This window comes from Chitinophaga silvisoli (genome assembly GCF_003412465.1).
GTDB classification, from domain to species: domain Bacteria; phylum Bacteroidota; class Bacteroidia; order Chitinophagales; family Chitinophagaceae; genus Chitinophaga; species Chitinophaga silvisoli.
This window is the reverse complement of the sequence record NZ_QTJV01000006.1, coordinates 333,212-355,575: the sequence shown is the minus strand read 5'-3', so window position 1 is coordinate 355,575 and position 22,364 is coordinate 333,212. Positions and strand designations below refer to the sequence as shown.

Sequence of the window (22,364 nt, the reverse complement as noted above, 5' to 3'; positions counted from 1 at the left end):
GCCAGTGGAGATAGGAGATGATGTATGGATTGGAACGAGGGCGATCATATTACCCGGTGTGAAAATCGGTTCAGGGGCAATAATAGGAGCTGGTGCCATTGTGACTAAAAATGTGCCTGACTATGCAATTGTAGGGGGCAATCCTGCGAAAATTATTAAATACAGGAATCAGTAATGAAGATCTGTTTTTTATCTGCGGGCACTTTTACCCATATCCAGCCGTATATCGATTACTTTAAGGAACAGGGGCATGAAGTACATTTTATAGCCCTGAGTCCTTCTCCTGAAAGAAATGTGCCTGTACACAATGCATGGGAAGGAAAGGAATATGATATAAGGGCAAAGTCGAATAAATATAAATATATCAAAGCGGCTTTCAGTGCCAGGAAAATTATAAAGGCCCTGCAACCGGATATAATTCATGCACATTATGTTACCAGCGGTGGTTTGGCCGCCTATGTTATTCATCACCCCCGCACCATAGTGACCGCCCATGGCAGTGATATCAATGCAAGTGTGAAATCTCCATTGTGGCGGTTCTTACTCAAACGTATCCTGGGCAGGGCAGCAGCGATCAATGTTGTATCCCGGGAACTGCATGATAAAGTCCTGCAACTGGGTATCCCTGCCCATAAGCTCCATAATTTTAATGTTGGGATCAATTATGAAACTTTCTTTCAGCATCATAGTTCCCATGCAGCTCCGTACATGTTAAAAATGGTATGTAACAGGCGATTTGAGCCTGTTTATGACCATATGACGATAGTTAAGGCCTTAGTCCTTTTAAAGGAAAGAAATGTGCCATTTGAGATGCATTTTGTAGGAGGAGGACCATTAAAAGAAGTTGCTGAAAAATTTGTTCAGGATAATGGATTGGATAAGCATGTTACTTTTTACGGCCAGGTACAAAATACTGCTCAGCTTGAGGTGTTCGAAAAGTGCAATATATATATATCTTCTTCTTTATCAGACGGTACCAGTCTGAGCCTGCTGGAGGCGATGGCGGCCGGACTGTTTCCGGTAGTGACAGATATTGTAGCAAATAAGGCTGTACTGGAACATAACAGATCAGCTTTATTCTTCCCCGTCGGTGATTCGGGAAATTTGGCAGAACAATTGATATATCTGAGGAATGAATTTTTTGGCAGGGTGCCGGCTATCATTTCGGAAAATCAGCAATTTGTTGTGAAGGAAGGAAACCGGCAGACGAACATGCAGAAACTGGAAAAAATTTACAATGAAATAATTAAACCTGCTAAATAAGTGTCAAAGAGAATAATTTATTTACACCAATATTTTGCGACTCCATCAATGTCCGGCGGCACCCGTTCTTACGACCTGTCAAAGAAATTCCTGGAACAGGGGCATGAGGTAGTGATGATCACTTCCAGTGCTTATTTAAAGAACTTTGAACTAACGGGCACATGGACTGTTGTAAATTATGAGGGGATTGAATTGCATATCTTAAAGCAGGAGTATAGCAACAAAACGCGGTTTTCCAAACGTATCCTGATCTTCCTGAAATTCCTGCTTTTTGCAACCAGGAGGGTGTTGAAAGTAAAAGGAGATGTGATGCTTGCCACTTCAACTCCTATCAGTATTGGAGTACCGGCGCTGGTGAAGCGTTTCCTACATGGTACCCCTTTTATCTTCGAAGTGAGGGATGTGTGGCCCGAAGTGCCGGTAGCTATGGGTATTATTAAAAATAAGCTGTTGATAAGCGTATTGAATGCCTTCGAAAAGCATATTTACCGGAAATCGAAACATATAGTTGCGCTTTCAAGCGATATGAAGGATTCTATTGTAACCCGCACAGGCACTCCACCTGAGAAGGTAACAGTGATCTGTAATATCTCTGAGATCAACAGGTTTTCAAATATCCCGGAAGGAGGGCCTATCCTTAGAAAATATACCCTATCGGGCAAGATTGTTCTCTATGCAGGTACCCTTGGAGTAGTGAACGGCATTAAATACCTGGTAGATCTGGCAGTAGAAACTTCCAGGATTGACCCGGAAATAGTGTTCGTGATCGTAGGAGACGGTATGGAAAAAGACGAAGTGCTCCGGTATGCAGCAGAAAGGCTCGTATTGAATAAACAAGTAATTTTTGTAGACCCGGTACCCAAAAAAATGCTGCCTCTTTTATATGCAGAATGTACCATGGGTAGTTCCTTCTTTATCCCTGTAAAAGCAATGTGGGCTAATTCAGCCAATAAATACTTTGATTGCCTGGCAGCCTCCCGGCCCGTTTTAATAAATTATGAGGGATGGCAAGCCAAAGCGATTACTGAAAATAAAGCAGGATTAGTATTGTCTCCGGCAATGAGCATCCGGGATGCCGCTCTTGCACTGTCCAATAATCTAAATGATTCATCAACCCTTGTGCAACAACAGAAAAATGCAATTAAACTGGCCAAAGAAGAGTATTCCCTGGAAATTGCAGCTGCAAGATACAAGGAGGTGCTACAGGCTGTTTAGTATTATTGACATTACAAAACTAAGCAGGATGAAAAAGATTAGACTATTTTTTTCCATTGTGATGATTGCCGTAGGCGCTTGCAATGTGGCTAACGGACAAAAGGATCTGGCTCTGAACAGGCCGTACACATTGAGTGTGCCGCCTAACTATCCGAACACAGCTCCCGGGAACGACAGAACTGTGTTGACCAATGGGGTTTTTACTTCAGGCTACTTCTGGAATAATAAGCAGACAGCTGGCTGGATTAAGGTAAATAAGGTAGCAATAGAGATCGATCTGGGAAAATCAGTTGATTTTAACCAGGTAACATTTAATACCGGTAGGAGAGAAGTTGCACAGGCATATTATCCGACAAATGTATTTGTATTTGTTTCTGATGATAAGTCGTCTTATCAGTATATTGGCGACGTGGTAGCCAGTCCGGATAATGTGGCGGGAGACTATAATGTGCACAACTTCATTTTGAAAACGGGTACCGTACGTGCCCGTTATGTAAAGTTGGTGGCTATTGTACAGGGAGTGCTGTTGTTTTGTGATGAAATCCAGGTCTTTAATACAGGTGGCGGGGCACCGGCAAAAATGGCTTTCAGCAATACCCCGGTGGATGACCAGGTTGACGACCTGCTACATAAAGATGCATCCAGCAAGGCCATGGCTGCAAAGAACCTGCAGTACCAGGCGGCAATAGGACCGGTTGGAAAAAATAATAAAGTAGCATCAGGTGTTGATTTTGCAATGCAGCTAAAACAGCAGCTGGGTACTGATTTTACTGTGAATTTCTTCAACGCATGGGATGCACTGACTGCAGTTTATAAGCCTGTGAAACGTTCTTCAGATAATATGATCGTCAGAACGGTGATCAATGGACATTCTTATGTAGGCTTTATTGTAACCAATCTAAGTCAGAGCAAAGCAAATTACACCATTGATGCAAAAGGTGATCAGCATACTGGCTCCCTGGCTATTTATACGGTTCCATTCCTCACCTCTCATATGAACTATCAGCAAACTGCCGATCCATTGCAGGTAGCAGATACACAACTGAACCTGGATCCGGGAGAGTCAAGATTATTCCTGGCAAAAATGACGGGCAAAGTGGTGGGTAATGGCAAAAACACAATAACTGTAAGTGATGGCAAATCCAGTCAGACAATAACAATAAGTTTGTCTGTAGCGAATATCAGGTTTGAAGAAAGTAAGTTTGCTTTAAATACAAGCGTATGGGCATATTTGAATTATCCGATGCTAAACACCAGGAAGGCTGCAGCTGTAAAGGATTTATATGAACACCATATAAATAACGCAGCAATTCCTGCAGCTGCTTTGGGTGACCTTGCACATACTTCCGGGTCCGGTCTGAGCCAGTATTTATCTGCTTTTGGTAATTACAAGCCAAGAATCCTGTTGTTAAACATGAACTTTTTGTCACAGGAAAACCTGGCTTATTGTAAGAAGAACGATTTTATGTCGGATGCCTGGAAAGCAGATTTTAAAACATGGTTCCAGAACCTGAGTAAAATTATCACACAGAGTGGATGGAATATGCAAAATGTTTATTTGTACCCATATGATGAAATTGCAGAAGAAAATGCTGATAAACTGCTGGCATTCTCTAAATGGGCAAAATCCGCAATACCCGGTGTAAAACTATATATGACAGTCGGAAAGCTTTCAAAAGACAAGATCGGACAGTTAAATCAGTATATGGATATCATGCAGATACATGAGGATGTCATGTCCGCAGTAACGCCGGTTCCTGATAAATACTGGATGTATGCAACAAAAGGAAACGCAGAACTACTGAGTCCGTATAACTATTACAGACTGATGTCATGGAAAGCTTTTTCAAATGGATATACCGGTGTTGGATTCTGGGCTTATGCCGATTCAAAAGATCCATCTTTCAAAGACATACTCAAAACGCGTTACTTTGCAGCATCCACAAATTACGCAGTAGTATATGTAGATGGTAATAACATCGTATCTTCCCGCCGCTGGGAAGGTTTTATGATGGGAGTTGAAGATTATGAACTCCTGCAGTTGTACGCGAAGAAAGTAGGTGCAGCAAAAGCCAAAGCATTAGCAGCGTCAGTGGTAGATGCACCTGGCGATGCATCACAGGCAGATGCAGCAAGAGAAAAGATAATAATGGCCTTATCAGAATAAAAATATATGTCCGGCAAATTTTATAGTATGTATGTAAAGCGATTGATTGATTTGATAGTTGCGACAATCGCTTTCGTAGTATTATTCCCTGTATTTATCGTCATGACCATGCTATTGGCCATTTTCAATGGTGGTACTCCCTTTTTCTTACAGCGACGCCCTGGAAAGAACGGGAAGATTTTTAAGGTGTTGAAGTACAAAACCATGAACGATAAAAAGGATGCAGCAGGAAACTTGTTGCCGGATGCAGCACGCTTAACGCCTGTTGGAAAGTTTGTAAGAAAAACATCACTGGATGAGTTGCCACAGCTCCTGAACGTAATAATAGGGGATATGAGTCTGATAGGGCCACGGCCTCTTTTGCCTGAATACCTGCCCTTATACAATGTAGAACAAGCCAGGAGGCACGATGTAAGGCCCGGTATTACCGGGTGGGCACAGGTAAATGGCCGCAACGCCATCAGCTGGCAACAGAAATTTACCTACGATGTCTATTATGTAGATCATATCAGTGCCGGTTTGGATTTAAAGATTCTGTACCTCACCTTTGCTAAAGTGGCAAAGTCGGAGGGGATCAGTGCAGCCAATGTTGCTACAGCAGAAAAATTCACGGGCAATTAAATTAAAAAACCAATGATCTATTTGTACGGTGCCAGCGGACATGCAAAAGTGATCCTGGAAATCCTGGAGGAACAGGGTACCAAAGTCGCCGGCCTGTTCGACGACAATCCCGCTGTTCATTCATTATGGGAATATCCTGTAAACCGGTATACAAGTGATTGGAACAGCAAGATCACCGGCATGCTGATCGCCCTCGGAAATAATCATATCCGCAGGAAGATCGCAGAACAGCTGGATGTACCTTTTGTGAAAGGCATCCATCCCAAAGCGATCTTATCAGGCAGGGCAAAGGTAGGCAATGGTACAGTTGTGATGGGCGGGGTAACGATCAATGCTGATACCGTGATCGGCCGCCATTGCATCATCAATACCAATGCATCTGTAGATCATGATTGCATGATAGAAGACTATGTACATATTTCACCTAACGTAGCATTGTGTGGTGGCATATCAGTCGGTGAAGGCACTCATATCGGTGCCGGAGCTGTGATTAAACCTGGTATCCTGGTAGGTAAATGGGCCACGATAGGTGCAGGTACCGTAGTGATCAGGAATGTGCCGGACCATGCAGTGATAGTAGGCAACCCGGGAAGTACAATGACAAGAAAATAATTATAATCAGAAATAATGAACACAAAAATCTGGCTGTCATCTCCACATATGGGAGGAGAGGAGCTGACCTTTGTAAATGAAGCTTTCGCTGCTAACTGGATTGCGCCCCTGGGGCCTAATGTAGACGGATTCGAAGCGGAACTGTCGAACGTTACCGGCGTAAAGCATGTAGCTGCATTGTCTTCAGGTACTTCTGCCTTACACCTGGCCTTGATCCTGGCAGGCGTGGGCAGGGAAGATGAAGTGATCTGTCAAAGTATGACATTCTCTGCATCGGCCAATCCTATTATGTATGTAGGGGCATTACCAGTTTTTGTGGACAGCGAAAAGGATACCTGGAATATGGATCCTGATCTGCTGGAAGAAGTTATTATTGACCGGATTAAAAAAGGAAAGAAACCCAAAGCCATTATCGTAGTACACCTGTATGGTATGCCTGCAAAGATGGAGGAGATTGTGGCCATAGCACGCAAATATGAGATCACACTGATCGAAGACGCTGCCGAAGCATTGGGCTCTTCCTATAAAGGAACTGCCTGTGGTGCATTTGGCGATTATGGTATCCTTAGCTTTAATGGTAACAAGATTATTACTACAAGTGGTGGCGGAGCCCTGATCAGCAATGATGAGGCAGCTGTCAGACAGGCTCGTTTTCTTGCTACCCAGGCCAGGGACAATGCCCCCCATTACCAACATAGCCATGTAGGATATAACTACCGGATGAGCAATATCTGTGCAGGTATCGGTCGGGGTCAGTTAAAAGTATTGCATGAACGCGTAGAACAACGCAGAAGCAATAAATCTTTTTACACCCAAACCCTGGGTCAGTTGCCAGGAATTAAATTCCTGGAAGAAGTACCTGGCTCCTTCAGCAATTTCTGGCTGACTACCCTGGTAATTGATCCTGCTATCAGCAAGGGTGTGACCAGGGAAAACATCAGACTTGCACTGGAAGCAGATAATATTGAATCCAGGCCTTTATGGAAACCCATGCATTTACAACCAGTATTCGCCGGTGCTCCGGCTTATGTAAATGGAGTCTCTGAAGAACTGTTTAATACAGGCCTGTGTTTGCCAAGTGGTTCCAATTTAATGCGGGCTGACCTTGAGCGCGTTGCAAAGATCATTCGCAATTTGTTCGATTAAATTCAGTTTATAAGGAAAATAAAAGAGGGCGCTTCATTGGATGAAAGCGCCCTCTTTTACTTATGTTAAGTTAACAAGTCGTTATTTTTTAAACTATTTAATATTTAATATTTTTATAATTAAAATATTGCTATATATTTAGGTTGTATTTTTTAGTCCTATGAAAACTATATCCTTTTAATGGGGTGAATCCATTAATTGAAGGAACAACTATTTTAATTATCCTATGATAACACTGATTCAGAGCACAGCATCTGTCTGTAAAGTGTATTTTCTATTACATCGTGCTTTAATTATTTTATCCATTATCTGTTGTTTATGCAAAACCTTATCAGCACAGGATATACCGATACGTAATCCGTCATTCGAAGGTACAGCTGGCCTGGCGATAATGCCAGCGGAATGGGTGATTGGCAGTAAATCGCCGGATACCCAACCTTGTTATAATAGAGTGGATAAATTGGCTTCAGATGGGAACACCTATGTAGGTGCCATGCATGACGATAGCTGGGATGAGACGTTTGGTCAGAAGCTTTCCTCTCCATTGAAAGCAGGTAAGATTTATACCTTTAGCTTTGACATTGCTTATCCTCCCATTTATTACACAAGGATCTGCGCGGGCTCACTGGGTATCTATGGGGGTAACGGCTTCAATAGTAAAGATGACACTTTGTGGCTCTCCGGTGAATTTTATAATACCGGCTGGCAGCGAAAAGAGATAACGATCCGGCCGAAGGTGGATTGCGATTATCTGTTGTTCAGTCCGTATATCACAGGTACCTGTGATTCATCTAAATATTCGGCCATGTTGCTGGATAATTTGTCGGAGTCTATCAGGGAAGTGCCTCAGATAGAAGTATCAGTCAGCAAACCCTGCAAGAACTCAAACAATGGTACCGCTGCAGTGAGGGTAAAGGCCGGGGAAGGGCCTTATACTTATCGTTGGATCCCTGGCAATTTTAGCGATTCTACAGTGTCGCACCTGGCACCTGGCTGGTATACGGTAAGGGTGACCAGTGCAAACGGTACCAGTGCAGAGCAGAAAGTGGTCATCGGGGAATATGAAGTACAGGTGAAAGCATCGCTGGTGAATAACAGTTGTTACAATTCTGATAACGGGGCTATTTATTTAACTGCATCCGGCGGGGTATCTCCGTATGCATTTAGTATTGACGGGGGCGCCAGTTATAGCTCTTCTTCCATTTTCACTTCGCTGCCGGCGGGTTCATACAATGTGAAGATAAAGGATGCTGCAAATTGCAATGTAGTAGTAAATAAGCTGAAGATAACAGCGCCCGATGAGCTGAAGATCCTAAACGTCACTGCCAGAAATATCGCCTGCAATACAGTACAGAATGGCTCAATCGCCCTTACTGTACAGGGAGGTACGCCTAATTATGTTTATAGCATCATCGGGGCCGGATCAGAACAGTCAGATAGCATATTTACCGGCCTCAATGATGGGAAATACCGGATCAGGGTTACAGACGGCAATTATTGCATGGTCGAAGGAGAAGCAGAAATTTCAAGGGAAACCCGGGGTTGTGCTTTATACCTCCCTACAGCTTTTAGCCCAAATGGAGATGGTAAAAATGATATTTTCCGGGCCGTGGTCCATGACGATGTGAAAGAATTTCGAATGGCTGTATATGGCCGATGGGGAGAAATGATCTTTGAAACGAAAGATCCTGAACGAGGCTGGGATGGTATGTTTAAAGGAAATATGATGCCGGCAGGGCATTATGTATATATGGTCACTTATACGGACAGTCATGGGCAGGATAGGAAGCAGACCGGAACTTTGGTGATGGTGAGGTGAGTTTGGACCGTGTTGATGGCGAAATCTGGTGATGGATGAGGTGATAATAGGCATTATAGGTTCAATTGGAAAATGACCGATCGGAATCATAGTAAAAAAGATCAGTGATCTATAGGCTGGCAGAAGTTTTGGCGGAATAGGTCAAAATATATATTTTTGCCTTGCCCCAATATTATGATGACTATTTGGGATTTTTTAAACTGTACCAAAAGCTCCTTTATGCTTTTTAACTCCTTTCAGTTTCTGATCTTTTTTCCACTTGTTACAATAATTTATTTTTTATTACCACATAAGTTTAGATGGTTCCATCTATTATTGTCCAGCTGTATTTTTTATGCAGCATTCATTCCTGTTTACATTCTCATACTTTTCTTCACCATCCTGATTGACTATTATGCAGGTATTGCAATAGAAAATTCGAAGGGGAGCAGGCGGAAACTTTTTCTAACCACCAGTATCATTGCAAATGTTGGTGTATTGGCTGTATTCAAATACTACAATTTTTTCACGAACAATATCAATGAGCTGCTAAATCAGCTGCATATTACTGCACATGGTTTACCCTTACTAAATATGATCCTGCCGATAGGATTGTCCTTCCATACATTTCAGGCAATGAGTTATACCATTGAAGTGTACAGAGGCAATCAAAAGGCAGAACGGCATTTGGGCATTTATGCATTGTATGTCATGTTTTACCCACAGTTGGTAGCAGGCCCGATTGAGCGGCCACAGAATATTTTGCATCAGTTTTATGAAAAGCATTCGCCTGATGCAACCCTGATAGAAAATGGTTTGAGAAAGATGTTGTGGGGGCTTGTTATGAAGGTGGTGATTGCAGACAGGGTAGCAATATTTGTAAATGCGATTTATAACAATGTACCTGAGAACAATGGTACCATGTTACTGCTCGCTTCTTTCTTTTTTGCCATTCAGATTTATTGTGATTTTGCAGGTTATTCATATATCGCTATCGGTGCCGCACAGGTGATGGGATTTAACCTGATGACAAATTTTAAACGTCCCTATTTTGCCACTTCTATTGATATGTTCTGGAAGCGTTGGCACATTTCTTTGTCAACCTGGTTCAGAGATTATTTGTATATTCCTTTAGGCGGTAACAGGGTGCCGGTTCCAAGATGGTATTTCAATCTCTTCATCGTATTTGTGGTAAGTGGCCTGTGGCATGGTGCCAACTGGACCTATATCATCTGGGGTGCATTAAATGGTTTCTACCTGATCTTTGCAATTGTATCAAAGAAATGGAGAGTTGCCTTTAACAGAATGACCCTGATCAGCAGAAATCCTGTCATCTTCAAGATCATACAGATCGTAACTACATTTTGTCTCGTCACGTTTGCCTGGATATTTTTCAGGGCAAATACCGTGACTGATGCATTTCTGATAGTGAAGAAGATCTTTACAGAATTAGGACCGCCTGCGTTGAATTCGAGTCTGGTGCTTACTATGCTTTATGCATTTTCAGGTATAACGTTGTTATTCCTTGTAGAACTTTATATGGAGTATTCATCACGGGAAGTGCCTTTACTACAGCATTCAAGTGTATATGTAAAATATGCTTCCTATGCAATGGGGATCGTGTACATCTTATTATTTGGCGTTTTTGACGGCGGCCAGTTTATCTACTTTCAATTTTAATCCAAGATCATGCAATCTACATCCTGGAAAGCTATAATTATAAGAGTTGTTGTGTTTATCGGATTGATGATCCTGCTTGATTGGGGATTGGGAAAGGTATTGCAATATAATTACCTGAAAATAAGTGGGGGTGCTACTAAAGCCTGCACCTATGCAGTCAATGAAGCCAAGGACGATGTTTTCATTTTGGGATCATCCAGGGCCAGCCACCATTATAAATCCTCATTGATACAGGACAGTTTGCATGTCACCTGTTTTAATGCTGGTCGTGATGGGGAGGGGATTTTTTATTCTTATGCGGTGCTGAAATGTATATTGGCCAGAACTACTCCAAAGCTGATACTCCTGGATCTGACTACCGATGAATTTGCGGAAGATGAAAATGACTATTCTAAATTGTCCTTCCTGACACCTTATTACGATGCACATCCTGAAATGCAGCCAATTCTAAACCTCAGAAGCGATTACGAATGGATAAAGGTAAAATCATCGCTCTATCAGTATAATTCTACAATTATAAAGATCATTGGTGACAGGTTGAGACCATCTGCTTCAGAGAAGACAGAACTGGGCTACATGCCGCTCTTTAAAGAATATAAAGGAACGCTGGACGTGGCAGACAATCCGAAGTCCAGACTACCTTTGGACACTTTAAAGATCAACTGCCTGAAATCGCTGATTAGGGACGTAAAACAGGTGGGATGTAAATTGGTTGTCCTTACATCTCCTGTATACCTCAAAATGATCAATTGCCCTAAATCTATGGAGGTAGTCAAAAATATTTGTGCGAAGGAACAGGTGACATATATTAATAATAGTCAGTTACCGGCTTTTATGCGGGATCCTTCCATATATGCTGACCAGTATCATTTAAATGATCAGGGAGCAGGAATTATGACGAATATGGTAATAGGGGAGATAAAAACTTTATGGAGCGGGCAGGCGAATAATATTATTGATAAAAATCTGCAAACTTCTGCTCTAAACCGAAAAGATACCCTGAGCCGGTTGTAGGCCTTTCTCTAAATGGATTGTAATTACCAATCCATATAAAAGGCATGGAAAGCGCATTGCGGGATGCATTAACGCCTACTCTTTCCATTTTAATGTCTCTTTAAAAGTAGCGTCCGTTTCTATCAGCCAGTTGACATACTTTAAATCCCGCTTAACATATGGTAATTGCTGAGGGATACCCCTGCGTATCTCTTTTGCTTTTGTTCTTCTTTTGGCAATGTTCAAATATTGCTTCCTGGCTATATTCGATACATCTGCGGCATAATCAGTACTGCTACCTGACGCGTTTGGAGATGATTCATTCAATATACATACACGTTTTGAGCAAAAAAAAAATAGGCTATACAATATTGATTAACAATAGCTTAATACTTATTCAGCAGCGCCTGACTATAATCATTAAAATTGAATTTGTAATTATTAAAGTATTTGAGTTATTTCGCCAGCTCATGAATGGTTGCAACCCGATCGAAGTTAGCCCATTTCCTGATTTAAATTTTCCCCGTAAAACTTATTGGACAACCTGAATCCTCTTGTTTTGTAAAAGTGCTTTGGTGTAACCTATGCACTATAGTTAATATTTCATTTCCGCACATGTTGGTGTAAATACATTTGCGGATTAATACTGTTTAATAATAATAACAATGAAGAAAATTCTATTCTGTTTGTCCCTGGTGATTGCTTCATTTTCACTGAAAGCACAAATTTATTCTGATAGTGTGGGTGCTTATTATAATAACTACACACTCACAAAAGGTTTAAAAATTAAAACCAACCTGCCCTTTACGAATGGTACGCACATGCCAACTATTATGCTCGAGGGCTACGTATTCGGTGCGGCCCAGATAATAGACCTGAAGATCAGCTACTATATTTATAGAGACAGGATTTATTCTTCCAATATCAGTAGTGGTGGAGGATATACACCCCCAGTTTATATTGCTAATGAAGATGGAAAGGTGGTATTATGGATCGATGATAAACCCTATGCACCAAGGGTCCATCTACGAGCGTTCTCTATGGGACAATCTGCTGATATATTAGCCAATTACCGGGGCTGGACCATTACTGACGACTCGCTGTCCGCTTCAGCCACTACTGTTACTTCCATTGCGTATAAAAACCAGTTTAAAGGCACTGTTATTCTGGCCGATACCCTGAATGCGACGTTGACAGGCCGCCTGGCCTTAGGTTCACTGACACCGCGTGCTACCCTGGATGTTGCAACGACAATAAATGATACAATTGCCAGCGTGCTTGGCAGACAGGAATTTGGCAATGGTACATCCGATGGTACGTTCCTGGGAGTACGTACCTATAACAATGCCAATAGTGCTCCTATGTTCGGGTTGGTTCATAAGATAGCAGGCTATATGAATAGTGGTATCGTTTTTAACAAGGGAACCGGGGTAACCGGTGGTTTTATTTCTTTCCTGACAAGTAACGGCACAGAGCGTATGCGCATAGATGCCACAGGAAATGTAGGCATCGGTACCACGACTACAAGTACTTATAAACTTGCTGTAAATGGTACGATTGGAGCGAAGAGATTGCAGATTACACAAACCGGTTGGGCAGATTTTGTATTTCGTAAAGATTACCAATTACCATCTTTGAATGAAGTATCGAAGTATATAGATACCCATCAGCATTTACCTGGTGTTCCATCTGCTGCAGAAGTAGCGGAAAAAGGAGTAGATGTCGGTGAGATGAATAAGATCCTGTTGCAGAAAGTCGAGGAACTGACCTTGTACCTGATTGAGCAGCAAAAGCGGATTGAGACGCTGGAAAATAAAGTAGGGAAAAAGTAGTGGAGCTGTTAAATGAATTACAGCAATATCGCCTGTAAATCAAAAAAGGTTGTCTCAATAAATTATGGGACAACCTTTTAGTTAATCAACCAGGCCTGTTAATGACATGTAAATACTCAAACTGTACCGTAATTTGTCAACCGCTTAATAAACAGTGATCTCCCGGCAAAAAAAATGCAGAAAACACGGTGTGTATTTAGTTGTACTTCCCGGTATCCCAGGGTAATCGTATATATATCTTAGTCTATGCGTATAGATAACGTGTGATGACCTAGTATAGTGAAAATGACGCTGGATAAGGGACTCTGCAATATCCCATTAAAGTGGGATGGAAATAAACGAATGGCAAAAATAACAAAAGAATAATTTCTCGTTAACCAAGGGTTAACAAAATCGTATCGAGTAATGCATTAATATTGCATAACAAACATTGCAAGGGTAGCCCCAGCTGCCTAACAAAAACAGAAAAGTTCGACAGCTGGGGTTAACAAACAATGGATGAAAGACCGGCTTTCCATTCATGGTTGGCCGTTTTTTTTTGCCCATATGTGAGCAATACACCTCAAAAAAAATTGCCCTCCAAAGGAGGGCTACAAAATGAAAACACATTCAACAGTTTGGTCAACCTGGTTTTCCAAATTCAAATCTTTATACAGCTATTGATAATCGTGGTCTATACTCATTGTTTAGTGCATGCTGAATCTGTTGTTCGCCTACATGCCAGGTTCTGAATCCAGGATAGGTCTCCAAAGTGATTGCCTTGCTGGCTAGCAAAACATCCATTTTGCAGCCCATGCCACCCAGATGGAAATACTGCATGCCGGCTGCCCGTCCTAATCCTCCTGCTTCCGCGAGCAACAAGTGTAAAGGGGCCTGTTGTAAGTAATGTTCATGTGTAGCAGCCAGGTGCAATTGCATCATGTCATTGCAAAGCGTAAGTAATATGCCGCCTGTAATCTGTGTACCCCGGCAGGCCAGTAGTAAGGTACTGGCAAACCCGCTGGGTCTGAGCATTTGTCTGAACCAGGCTTTATCAAAATGAGCACTTGCAGACGGGAGGTGCATGCTATTTCTATTATAAATATCTGCAAATGTGTCTACATCGTAAATCGACTTTGCCTGCCTTACCGTATATCCCTTTCGCCGGAGCAGCGACACGTTATTGACGAAGTTCCCGCCATAGTGTGATTGCTGTGTTTCGGGATCCAGCGACAGGTCTACCAGCAGGCAATCGGCATGTTGTTGCAGGCGCCCCGTGCGCAGCGGTTTGAATGCCGCATGAATAACGGGGTGCAACAGGATGGACGACTGTGAGATCTGCTGTTCATTGAGGTATTGTAAAAACGCAGTTTCAAAACGCTCCTGCAGACCATTGTCCAGCACAGCAAAACTTCTGCTGGCTACAGGGCCCGCGAAACCACTGATAGAACGTGTTCCATTGGTGCTGGTATTTAATACGACAGGGAGCGCGATGTAGTCATTACGTTCTTCATAAACCAGTAAATAAGGTTCACCCGGAAATGTACTATGATAATACCAGGTATGGTTAAAGTCAAATGTATGGGCGTTACGAATGTAACGGTCCCACCGGGAATTGTCATAGATGGTTACATTGATAAAAGACATAATCTCTACTAATTTTTCAATAAAGCATATAATGAATTAGTAAGCAAAAGCAACCGTTAAGTCTCTTTTACATCCACAACGGGGTAAAAAAAAGGTTGATGAGTTTTAGCAAAATGGCTGGTTCCGGGCAATCAAACACCTGGTGGGCACAACAGTTATGGTACTGTTTTTGTAAAACAGCCCTTAGATAGTAATATCTTACTATCCCTATGAGAAACCAACTGGAGAAGAGTTATTCCCCATTCATGATTGTAGAGACATGACAGCATCACCAACCATAAGGTGAGAATACACTCAGATTTCCTCCTTTCTATTTCCAACCAAGTGATCCAAGAAGACGCAAGGTCTATGCCATTAGAGTAATAGTCTGTGAATCAATTACATGTAGTAATTGCCATAGCCATGCTAGCTCCAAAATATTGGAGTTCTCCAACTGCATGCACAAAATGTTGGAGTTGTGGTTTTTTGTGCCTTGGGCATGAAAGGCGTTCTGTTAACGAAAGTTGGGCATATGGAGTTATTCGGTTTGTTAGAATGGTTGCTGCCCAAGGGACACACGGGCAATCAACCGGACCATGATGCTGTAAAAGGGATCAAAAGCGAGGCGGAATTAATGGCGTTTATACAGTCGGTACTCAGGCCATATCTGCACACTATTTCCATTCTGATCGGCATTGCCGATGCTGATGGCATGGTGGCCTTTTGGTGGTTGCATGCTGACAATACTTTCCTGTTTCCGGCATTGCCGGAGCGGATACCCGCTGCCTATTTCTCTAACAAAGGCTCCAATATTTTGGAGCTGGATGCCCCGGATCGTAGAGATGCTTTCCAGACCACTTTGTTCAAAAATGGTGTAAAAGAGGCCTTGATTCAACCCTTACTTTACCAGCAGAAAAATTTAGGATTTCTTTGTTTACTCTCAGATACGAAAGATACGATTACGGCTTCGGTGCAAACAATCGTTAATGAGTCTGCGGGCTTATTTGCCGCTGCCTGTTTGCAGGTACTACTCTTACAGCTGGCGGAGGAATACAGGCAAAAAATGAGCGGCGCATTGCCATTGGTGGTGCATAATACAGGAATGATAGGAGGTGCTGCTTTGCAACCGGCATTGCATTTATTGTCGCAGGTAGCGCCGACAAGTGCCACGGTATTATTGACCGGGGAGACGGGAACGGGAAAGGAGTTGTTTGCCGCGGCGATACATCAGGCTTCGCCGAGGAGGCATCGACAGATGGTGAAGGTGAATTGCGCGGCCTTGCCGGCGCAGTTGATTGAATCGGAGTTGTTCGGGCATGAGAAGGGAGCGTTCACGGGAGCGCTCGAAAGGCGGATCGGAAAGTTTGAGCTGGCAGATAAGGGGACTTTGTTCTTAGATGAGATCGGGGAATTGCCGCTGGAATTGCAGGCCAAATTGCTCCGTGCGATCCAGGAGAAGGAAATTGAGCGCCTGGGAGGAAACCATACGATCAAAGTTGACGTACGCATTATTGCGGCAACGAACAGGGACCTGGAGCGTGAAATAGCGGCCGGGCGGTTCAGGGAAGACCTGTATTACCGTTTGTATGTATTTCCGATTATGCTGCCGCCCTTGCGGGAGCGGAAGGATGATATTCCGTTGTTGCTGCAGCATTTTGCAGCGAATGCGGCGTTGCGGTATGGAAAGGAGATAAAGGGAATTCACCCGGCATGTATACCGGCATTGTTAGCCTACAGCTGGCCGGGCAATATCAGAGAACTGGAGAACGTAGTGGAGCGGGCGGTGATTGCGGCGACGGATCCTTATATAATGATCATACCGCCGCAACGCCGGCAGGTAGCGGCATCGTCGGACACGTCTCCTCCCCGTACGGCTTCACTGGCGGAATCTGAACGGATAGCGATCATCCAGGCATTGCGGCAATGCAATGGTAAGATCAGAGGTCCACAGGGTGCAGCAGCGATGCTGGATATAAAACCCACGACCCTGGAGGCCAGAATGAAGAAGTTGGGAATTGTGAAGGAGCATGTGTTGCGGAGGGGTTGATTATCTCATTGCTCCTGCATAGCCGATTGCAAATTTCACCAGTGCATTTGGCCCTGAGAGTTGTAGCTTCTTTGTGATGTTATGCCGGTGATTATCTACCGTACGGACACTGATACATTTATACGATGCTATGTCCCTGCTACTCATACCCCGGGCTATCATGCTTAGTATTTTAGCCTCTGTTTTACTCAGCCGGTCATTGATGGCAATGGTACTTACTTCCTGCAGGGTTACTTTTTCTCTTGCAAAATAGGCAGTATCTCTGATGTGATGAAACCTGCTGATGCGCGAGTGGATACTTTTGAGTAATTCCTCTCCGGTAAAAGGCGCGGCGAGGTAATCATCTGCTCCCAGATTCATGCCTTTACGCATATTGGCCTGCATATTCGGACGGGAAAAAAGAATGAATGGGGTTGGCTTTAGCACCGAATCATTCCTGAGTGTGATCAGGAACTGATAACCTGTAGCATCCTGTACCAAAGCGTCGCAGAGGATGACATCGGGATGATGTTGATGGGCCATTTCTATACCTTCCGTAATGGTATTTGTACAGAGAAGGGTGTATTGCGGGCTAAGCAATTGCCGGATTTTCCGGGTCATGCCTGCATCGCCTGTTACTAAAAGAATTCGCTGGGTAACATCATTATTTACGCCAGGGTCAGTGTTAGGTGCGTTCATGGTATATGGTTTTTCCCATACGATTTATGAGAATAAACAATCGTTGTTGAATCTGAATAATGGTTCGTAGGATTGGAATAGAATAATAACAATCTTAGGGAGGCTTTACAGAAAAGATATGGGGTTTTTTTAAGTGCGAGACCTAGGTAAAGATATTGAATTTTTTTCAGAAAGTGTTATTCACTGCGGAGAACGGGATATGATATACAACTAAAACCATGATTTAGGGTAGGTAGGTGGTGGGGATCAAAAAAAAAGCGAAGCATTGCTTCGCCTTTTTAAATTATACTTTTTGAACCAGTTGGATCGTATTGTTTTTAAACGGATACGTTTCCAGCAGTTTCACCAGTTTTTTATCTTTTGCAATTGATTTGATGGCGTGCAGGTGTTTGCTGTGGTGCAGGTCTGTGCCGATGTAATCAATCAGTTTGTTTTCGATGAGCCATTCTGCTGCTTTCTGGATATGTTTGCCATAGTAGCCAGTGAGTGAGAGCAGATTTACCTGCAGGAGACAACCTCTTTGTTTGAATACCCTGTATTCTTCCGGCGTAGAGTGGAAGTAATTGTATCTTTCAGGATGTGCCAGTACCGGCCGGTAACCCTGCGCGGCAAGTTCGAAGAGCCATTGATGTAATTGCGGCGGGGCGCTCATAAAGGAAATTTCCACGAGGATCATTTCTCCATTCAGTGTCATGAGCGGAGCTTTCATCAGCTCTTCAAAAAACTCATCCATGTAGTATTCAGCTGCATGGTGAAACTGCACAGGAATATTTTTCTCTATCAGTGCGTTCTTTACCTGCTGGTAAGGTTCACTCAGTGTTTCGGGGGAATTAGGATAACGATCCATCATAACGTGCGGGGTCGTGATCACATTCCGGATACCGAGGTCGTGTAGAGTTTCAATAAAGTGTACGGATGTGTCAAGGTCCTGTGAGCCATCATCTACGGCGGGTAACAGGTGTGAGTGAATGTCAGTGCCAATACCTGCCAGGAAAGGCAGGTTTTGTTCGACATTTTCAGGTTTTTTACGGAAGAAAAACATAATGCTTAATTAATCCTCAAAGTTCAGGCCGGAGATTATTTCCTCCAGGTATTGTTGGTCAGTTTCGTCGAAGTGGGACAGGTGTTCACTGTCTACGTCCAGTACGCCGATCACTTCGCCATGGCGGATGATGGGGAGGACGATTTCAGATTTTGACAGACTGGAGCAGGCAATGTGCCCCGGGAATTTTTCTACATCGGGTACGATGAGCGTAGCGGCCTGTGCCCAGCTGGATCCACATACGCCGCGGCCTTTTTTAATCCGGGTGCAGGCTACAGGACCCTGGAATGGGCCAAGAACCAGTTCGTCTTTTTTTACGAGGTAGAATCCTACCCAGAACCAGTTAAATTGTTCCTTCAGTGCAGCTACTGTATTGGCGAGGTTGGCCACGAGATCGGGTTCGCCATCGGTGAGTGCTTTGATTTGCGGAATAATAGATTGGTATTGGGCTGTTTTATCTCCCTGTACGATGCTTAAATCTTCTGCCATAAGGTACAAATATACGGGAAAGTTGAGATATGGGGGGCCAAAGCGGGGAGGAAGAAAGGAGAGGAGGGAACAACCATGCGCCGGATTGCCGGCAGGGCTTGCCGCTGCTCCCTTTTGGAGATAGAATGAACAAATAATTATGTATATTCAGGGCGTATTTTTTAACCTGGCCCGTTCTTCCTTAAAACGGTGCACCTATTGAAATCCCCACGCTTTTTGTTATTGTTATAGCACACGTTTAGAACCTTTAAAAGAACAACAAAATGAGAACCATTCATTCGCCGCCACAAGCATAACGCTTGTCATTCAGCATTCCAATTGCCAGTTGTTTATTATGCCAACCGGGTTTTAGTATATTTGTTACGATTATGGAAGCACAGGTAATTCTAGTTAACGAACAGGATGAGGTGACGGGGGTAATGGAGAAGATGGAAGCTCATCGGAAAGGCTTATTACACAGAGCGTTTTCTGTATTTATCTTAAATGATGATGGGGACATGCTGCTGCATCAGCGTGCACTGGATAAGTATCATTCAGGTGGATTATGGACGAATGCATGCTGTAGTCATCCTTTTCCGGGGGAAACCGTCGCACAGGCTGCCCACAGGCGGCTATCCGAGGAAATGGGCTTTGACTGTCCATTGTCGGAATTATTCCAGTTTACCTACCGTACTGATTTTGATAATGGCCTTATTGAGCATGAATATGACCATGTACTCATGGGGACTTATAATGGTACAATTAACCCGAACCCACAGGAAGTAAACGATTATCGTTTTATACCTGTAGAAACCATAACCCGGTTGTTGCAGGAACAACCCGCACAATTTACCAGCTGGTTTAAGCTGGCATTTCCAAAATTAATTGAGCATCTGGGCAAGTAAGGTTGTCGAAATGCAGTAAGAAAGTGAGGGAGCTGTCATCAGAGCCGACAGTCCCGGGCACTTTTTTTCCTGGTTTGAGGGTTTGATCTTCCGGCATCACCGGGGGTCGGGCCCTTCTTTTTTTCTATGCCCTTAAATGCCACAGATGCGTGAACCCACTCAAAATCCTCTTTAATTATGCCAACGATTATTCTGCCACGGATATCATATCCGTTTCCCTCACTCATTAACCAGCATGTAGAAGCTGCACACGCCCAAAACCTGGACTTTGTAACACGGTTCGGTCTTGTCAATTCGCCTGAAGGCATTGCTAAATTTAACAAAGCACGCTTTGCGTGGCTGGCTGCAAGGGCTTTTCCGCATGCGGAGCTACATGAGCTTTGTGTGATTGCTAACTTCAATACCTGGCTCTTTATGCTCGATGACCAGTGCGACGAAGCACAGTTGGGCAAAAAGGCGGTATACCTGGAGAGCGTGACGGACAGCTTTATGCAAATTCTCCGTAATAATACACCAGTGGATAGCATCCTGGGCCGCAGTTTCGCAGATATCTGGGAACGCATGCAGGCGCTGGGGTCTCCCGGCTGGCAATTACGGTTCATCAGGAGCATGGAAGAGTACTTTACCTCTTGCCATTGGGAAGCCGGCAACCGCGCCGCTGGTGTGACTCCTACTGTAGCGGAATATGTAACGATGCGCCCTTATACAGGGGCTTTATTTGCAGATGTGGAAGCGATTGAGATCATCGAAAAGGTGTATCTGCCTTCTGAAATTCTGCAGCATTTTATTGTTCAGCGATTGGTTTTGGCTTGTAATAATATTGTCTGCTGGAGCAACGATATCTTCTCCTGTGCCAAGGAAGCCAGGCAGGGAGATGTACACAACCTGGTGCTTGTGTTACAGCATGAACGCAACCTGTCAATTCAGGAAGCGGTAGATGAAACAGCCCGGATGCATAACGAAGAAGTAAAATTGTTTACTGCACTGGAGAAACTCGTGCCGTCTTTTGGAGAAGTGATGGATAAGGAGCTGGAAAGATTTATTATGATTCTTCGATCATGGATTACGGCGAATTATGACTGGAGTTTTTATGATACAGGAAGGTACCAGGTAAGAGAAGTGGAGATAGCACATTAAAGTAAAAAGGCTGATCTGTTTTAGATCAGCCTTTTTTTAATCTTCTTTCCAGGAGCTTGCCTATCCACCAGAAGGAGGCCGCCAGGATCGCGAAAAAGAGCCCTTTGTGTGTACGGTCCCAGAGGTATTCGAAATAGCGTGTATACATATCCAGCAAGAGGAAGAGTACGGCCATGTCCCGGATCATAGGGTCATGTTTTTTGATCCCGAAGAGGAGTGAGCCTACGCATAAGATGGTAAAGCCGATCACCCACCAGAGCAGATGTACCTGTCGTACCTGCTGCCATTCTTCCCAGCCGGCGGTGTTGCCAAAGATGGAGATCATCCAGCCGGAGAGGAGCAGGAGTAACCAGGCACCTGTCCACGTGATGTCTTCTATGCGTTTGTAATGTTTGTTTTTATAGAAGATGGTGTGAATGCCCATCATGATGATGGCGAGTAGGACCATGCGGCAGGGGAGGTTCATGCCCCAGAAATAGGCTTGTCCATTGCTCAGGAAGTAGGTGAGTTTTACAAAAGCCGGGATAAGGCAAATCAGTGTAGCCGACCAGAGTAATCTGCTGGAAAGCATTACGCCAAGTACGCCATAGCACATGGTGGCGAGGAGCCAGAACACACCATAATTACCATTCAGGTAATGAAATGACTTGCCCAGGTAGACTACGCTGACTCCTATACTGAGTATGGGAAGAAGCCAGAAAAGTTCCCTGTTCAGTGAGTAAACCGGATAGCGCTGTTGGCGGCGATAGCCGTGGATGCAGAGGAACACGGTGAGTACAGCAAATCCAAGGGAAATAATGCCATCGTTCAGTGCATACTTTAGCCGGAGTACTTCAATCCATTTTTCATCGAGCACCAGTGCGCCAAAAGCCATGAGGGCACAGGAGATAGCAGCGATGAAAATATAAAGGGTAATAGCCTGCCAGTCCGTAGTGCGGATGTGCCAGGTGCCCCGCAGGTTTTGTGCCTGTTCGGGCGAGATGAGGGAATCTGTTTCCCACTGTGCAATGGCTCTTTCCAGCAAGTGGGCATCTTTTTTATCAACTTCCAGCATATTGGGTAAATATAATATAAATTGAAAAGCCTGCATTAATTCCGTATATTTTCCTTTCTTTGCCCAGTTATAATTTTCCCTAAGGCCAATTAAACAGCTTA

19 protein-coding genes and 1 pseudogene are annotated in these 22,364 nt (G+C 43.7%); 14 read left to right on the top strand and 6 right to left on the bottom strand.

Annotated features, from left to right (window positions below):
• Positions 1–10 precede the first annotated feature (10 nt).
• The 10 genes and pseudogenes from DXN04_RS35805 to DXN04_RS16955 form a co-directional block, all read left to right on the top strand.
• A pseudogene (locus DXN04_RS35805) lies at positions 11–166 on the top strand (DapH/DapD/GlmU-related protein); the annotation flags it as partial.
• 8 nt (positions 167–174) lie between these two features.
• Entirely contained in the window at positions 175–1,263 is a 1,089-nt protein-coding gene (locus DXN04_RS16995) for a glycosyltransferase (protein ID WP_116854581.1), read from the top strand.
• Positions 1,264–2,478 carry a glycosyltransferase family 4 protein gene (locus DXN04_RS16990; RefSeq protein ID WP_147319965.1) on the top strand — a complete coding sequence of 405 codons (1,215 nt, stop codon included), beginning with the start codon at positions 1,264–1,266 and terminating at the stop codon, positions 2,476–2,478. It abuts the gene before it with no gap.
• Between the two features lie 28 nt (positions 2,479–2,506).
• Complete coding sequence (locus DXN04_RS16985; RefSeq protein ID WP_158569059.1) at positions 2,507–4,645, top strand: discoidin domain-containing protein; 2,139 nt, start codon at positions 2,507–2,509, stop codon at positions 4,643–4,645.
• 27 nt (positions 4,646–4,672) lie between these two features.
• Positions 4,673–5,266, top strand: a complete 594-nt coding sequence (locus DXN04_RS16980) for a sugar transferase (protein WP_116854578.1) — start codon at positions 4,673–4,675, stop codon at positions 5,264–5,266.
• A gap of 12 nt (positions 5,267–5,278) precedes the next feature.
• Positions 5,279–5,878 carry an acetyltransferase gene (locus tag DXN04_RS16975; RefSeq protein WP_233525613.1) on the top strand — a complete coding sequence of 200 codons (600 nt, stop codon included), beginning with the start codon at positions 5,279–5,281 and terminating at the stop codon, positions 5,876–5,878.
• A gap of 15 nt (positions 5,879–5,893) precedes the next feature.
• On the top strand, positions 5,894–7,024 hold the full coding sequence (locus tag DXN04_RS16970) for a DegT/DnrJ/EryC1/StrS family aminotransferase (RefSeq protein ID WP_116854577.1): 1,131 nt from the start codon (positions 5,894–5,896) through the stop codon (positions 7,022–7,024).
• Between the two features lie 226 nt (positions 7,025–7,250).
• The gene (locus tag DXN04_RS16965) at positions 7,251–8,843 is read left to right on the top strand and encodes a T9SS type B sorting domain-containing protein (protein ID WP_116854576.1); all 1,593 of its coding nucleotides are present in this window, start codon (positions 7,251–7,253) and stop codon (positions 8,841–8,843) included.
• Between the two features lie 315 nt (positions 8,844–9,158).
• The gene (locus DXN04_RS16960; RefSeq protein WP_233525612.1) at positions 9,159–10,502 is read left to right on the top strand and encodes an MBOAT family O-acyltransferase; all 1,344 of its coding nucleotides are present in this window, start codon (positions 9,159–9,161) and stop codon (positions 10,500–10,502) included.
• A 9-nt stretch (positions 10,503–10,511) separates the two neighbouring features.
• Positions 10,512–11,516 (top strand): hypothetical protein, encoded by a 1,005-nt coding sequence (locus DXN04_RS16955; protein ID WP_147319964.1) that lies wholly within the window; start codon positions 10,512–10,514, stop codon positions 11,514–11,516.
• A gap of 75 nt (positions 11,517–11,591) precedes the next feature.
• On the opposite strand, the gene DXN04_RS16950 is transcribed toward DXN04_RS16955, so the two are convergent.
• Positions 11,592–11,822, bottom strand: a complete 231-nt coding sequence (locus DXN04_RS16950) for a hypothetical protein (protein WP_116854574.1) — start codon at positions 11,820–11,822, stop codon at positions 11,592–11,594.
• Between the two features lie 338 nt (positions 11,823–12,160).
• Between DXN04_RS16950 and DXN04_RS16945 the strand changes: the two genes are divergently transcribed.
• The gene (locus tag DXN04_RS16945; RefSeq protein ID WP_116854573.1) at positions 12,161–13,327 is read left to right on the top strand and encodes a hypothetical protein; all 1,167 of its coding nucleotides are present in this window, start codon (positions 12,161–12,163) and stop codon (positions 13,325–13,327) included.
• Between the two features lie 648 nt (positions 13,328–13,975).
• On the opposite strand, the gene DXN04_RS16940 is transcribed toward DXN04_RS16945, so the two are convergent.
• Complete coding sequence (locus DXN04_RS16940; RefSeq protein ID WP_116854572.1) at positions 13,976–14,953, bottom strand: GNAT family N-acetyltransferase; 978 nt, start codon at positions 14,951–14,953, stop codon at positions 13,976–13,978.
• 511 nt (positions 14,954–15,464) lie between these two features.
• On the opposite strand from DXN04_RS16940, the gene DXN04_RS16935 reads away from it, so the two are divergent.
• Entirely contained in the window at positions 15,465–16,979 is a 1,515-nt protein-coding gene (locus tag DXN04_RS16935; protein ID WP_199415070.1) for a sigma-54 interaction domain-containing protein, read from the top strand.
• On the opposite strand, the gene DXN04_RS16930 is transcribed toward DXN04_RS16935, so the two are convergent.
• The 3 genes from DXN04_RS16930 to DXN04_RS16920 all read right to left on the bottom strand — a co-directional run bounded on the left by DXN04_RS16930 (position 16,980) and on the right by DXN04_RS16920 (position 19,188).
• Positions 16,980–17,657, bottom strand: coding sequence for a response regulator transcription factor (locus tag DXN04_RS16930; RefSeq protein WP_116854570.1), 678 nt, complete (start codon positions 17,655–17,657; stop codon positions 16,980–16,982).
• A 283-nt stretch (positions 17,658–17,940) separates the two neighbouring features.
• Entirely contained in the window at positions 17,941–18,699 is a 759-nt protein-coding gene (locus DXN04_RS16925) for a tyrosine-protein phosphatase (protein WP_116854569.1), read from the bottom strand.
• Positions 18,700–18,708: 9 nt separating this feature from the next.
• The gene (locus DXN04_RS16920) at positions 18,709–19,188 is read right to left on the bottom strand and encodes a GAF domain-containing protein (RefSeq protein ID WP_116854568.1); all 480 of its coding nucleotides are present in this window, start codon (positions 19,186–19,188) and stop codon (positions 18,709–18,711) included.
• A gap of 368 nt (positions 19,189–19,556) precedes the next feature.
• Between DXN04_RS16920 and idi the strand changes: the two genes are divergently transcribed.
• Together idi and DXN04_RS16910 are read left to right on the top strand one after the other, a co-directional pair.
• Positions 19,557–20,072: an isopentenyl-diphosphate Delta-isomerase gene (gene idi / locus DXN04_RS16915; protein WP_116854567.1), complete on the top strand. Its 516-nt coding sequence runs from the start codon at positions 19,557–19,559 to the stop codon at positions 20,070–20,072.
• Between the two features lie 177 nt (positions 20,073–20,249).
• Entirely contained in the window at positions 20,250–21,209 is a 960-nt protein-coding gene (locus DXN04_RS16910; RefSeq protein WP_116854566.1) for a (-)-gamma-cadinene synthase, read from the top strand.
• 25 nt (positions 21,210–21,234) lie between these two features.
• Here the strand turns inward: DXN04_RS16910 and DXN04_RS16905 are convergent, their stop codons facing one another.
• The gene (locus DXN04_RS16905) at positions 21,235–22,263 is read right to left on the bottom strand and encodes a hypothetical protein (RefSeq protein WP_116854565.1); all 1,029 of its coding nucleotides are present in this window, start codon (positions 22,261–22,263) and stop codon (positions 21,235–21,237) included.
• Positions 22,264–22,364: the final 101 nt, after the last annotated feature.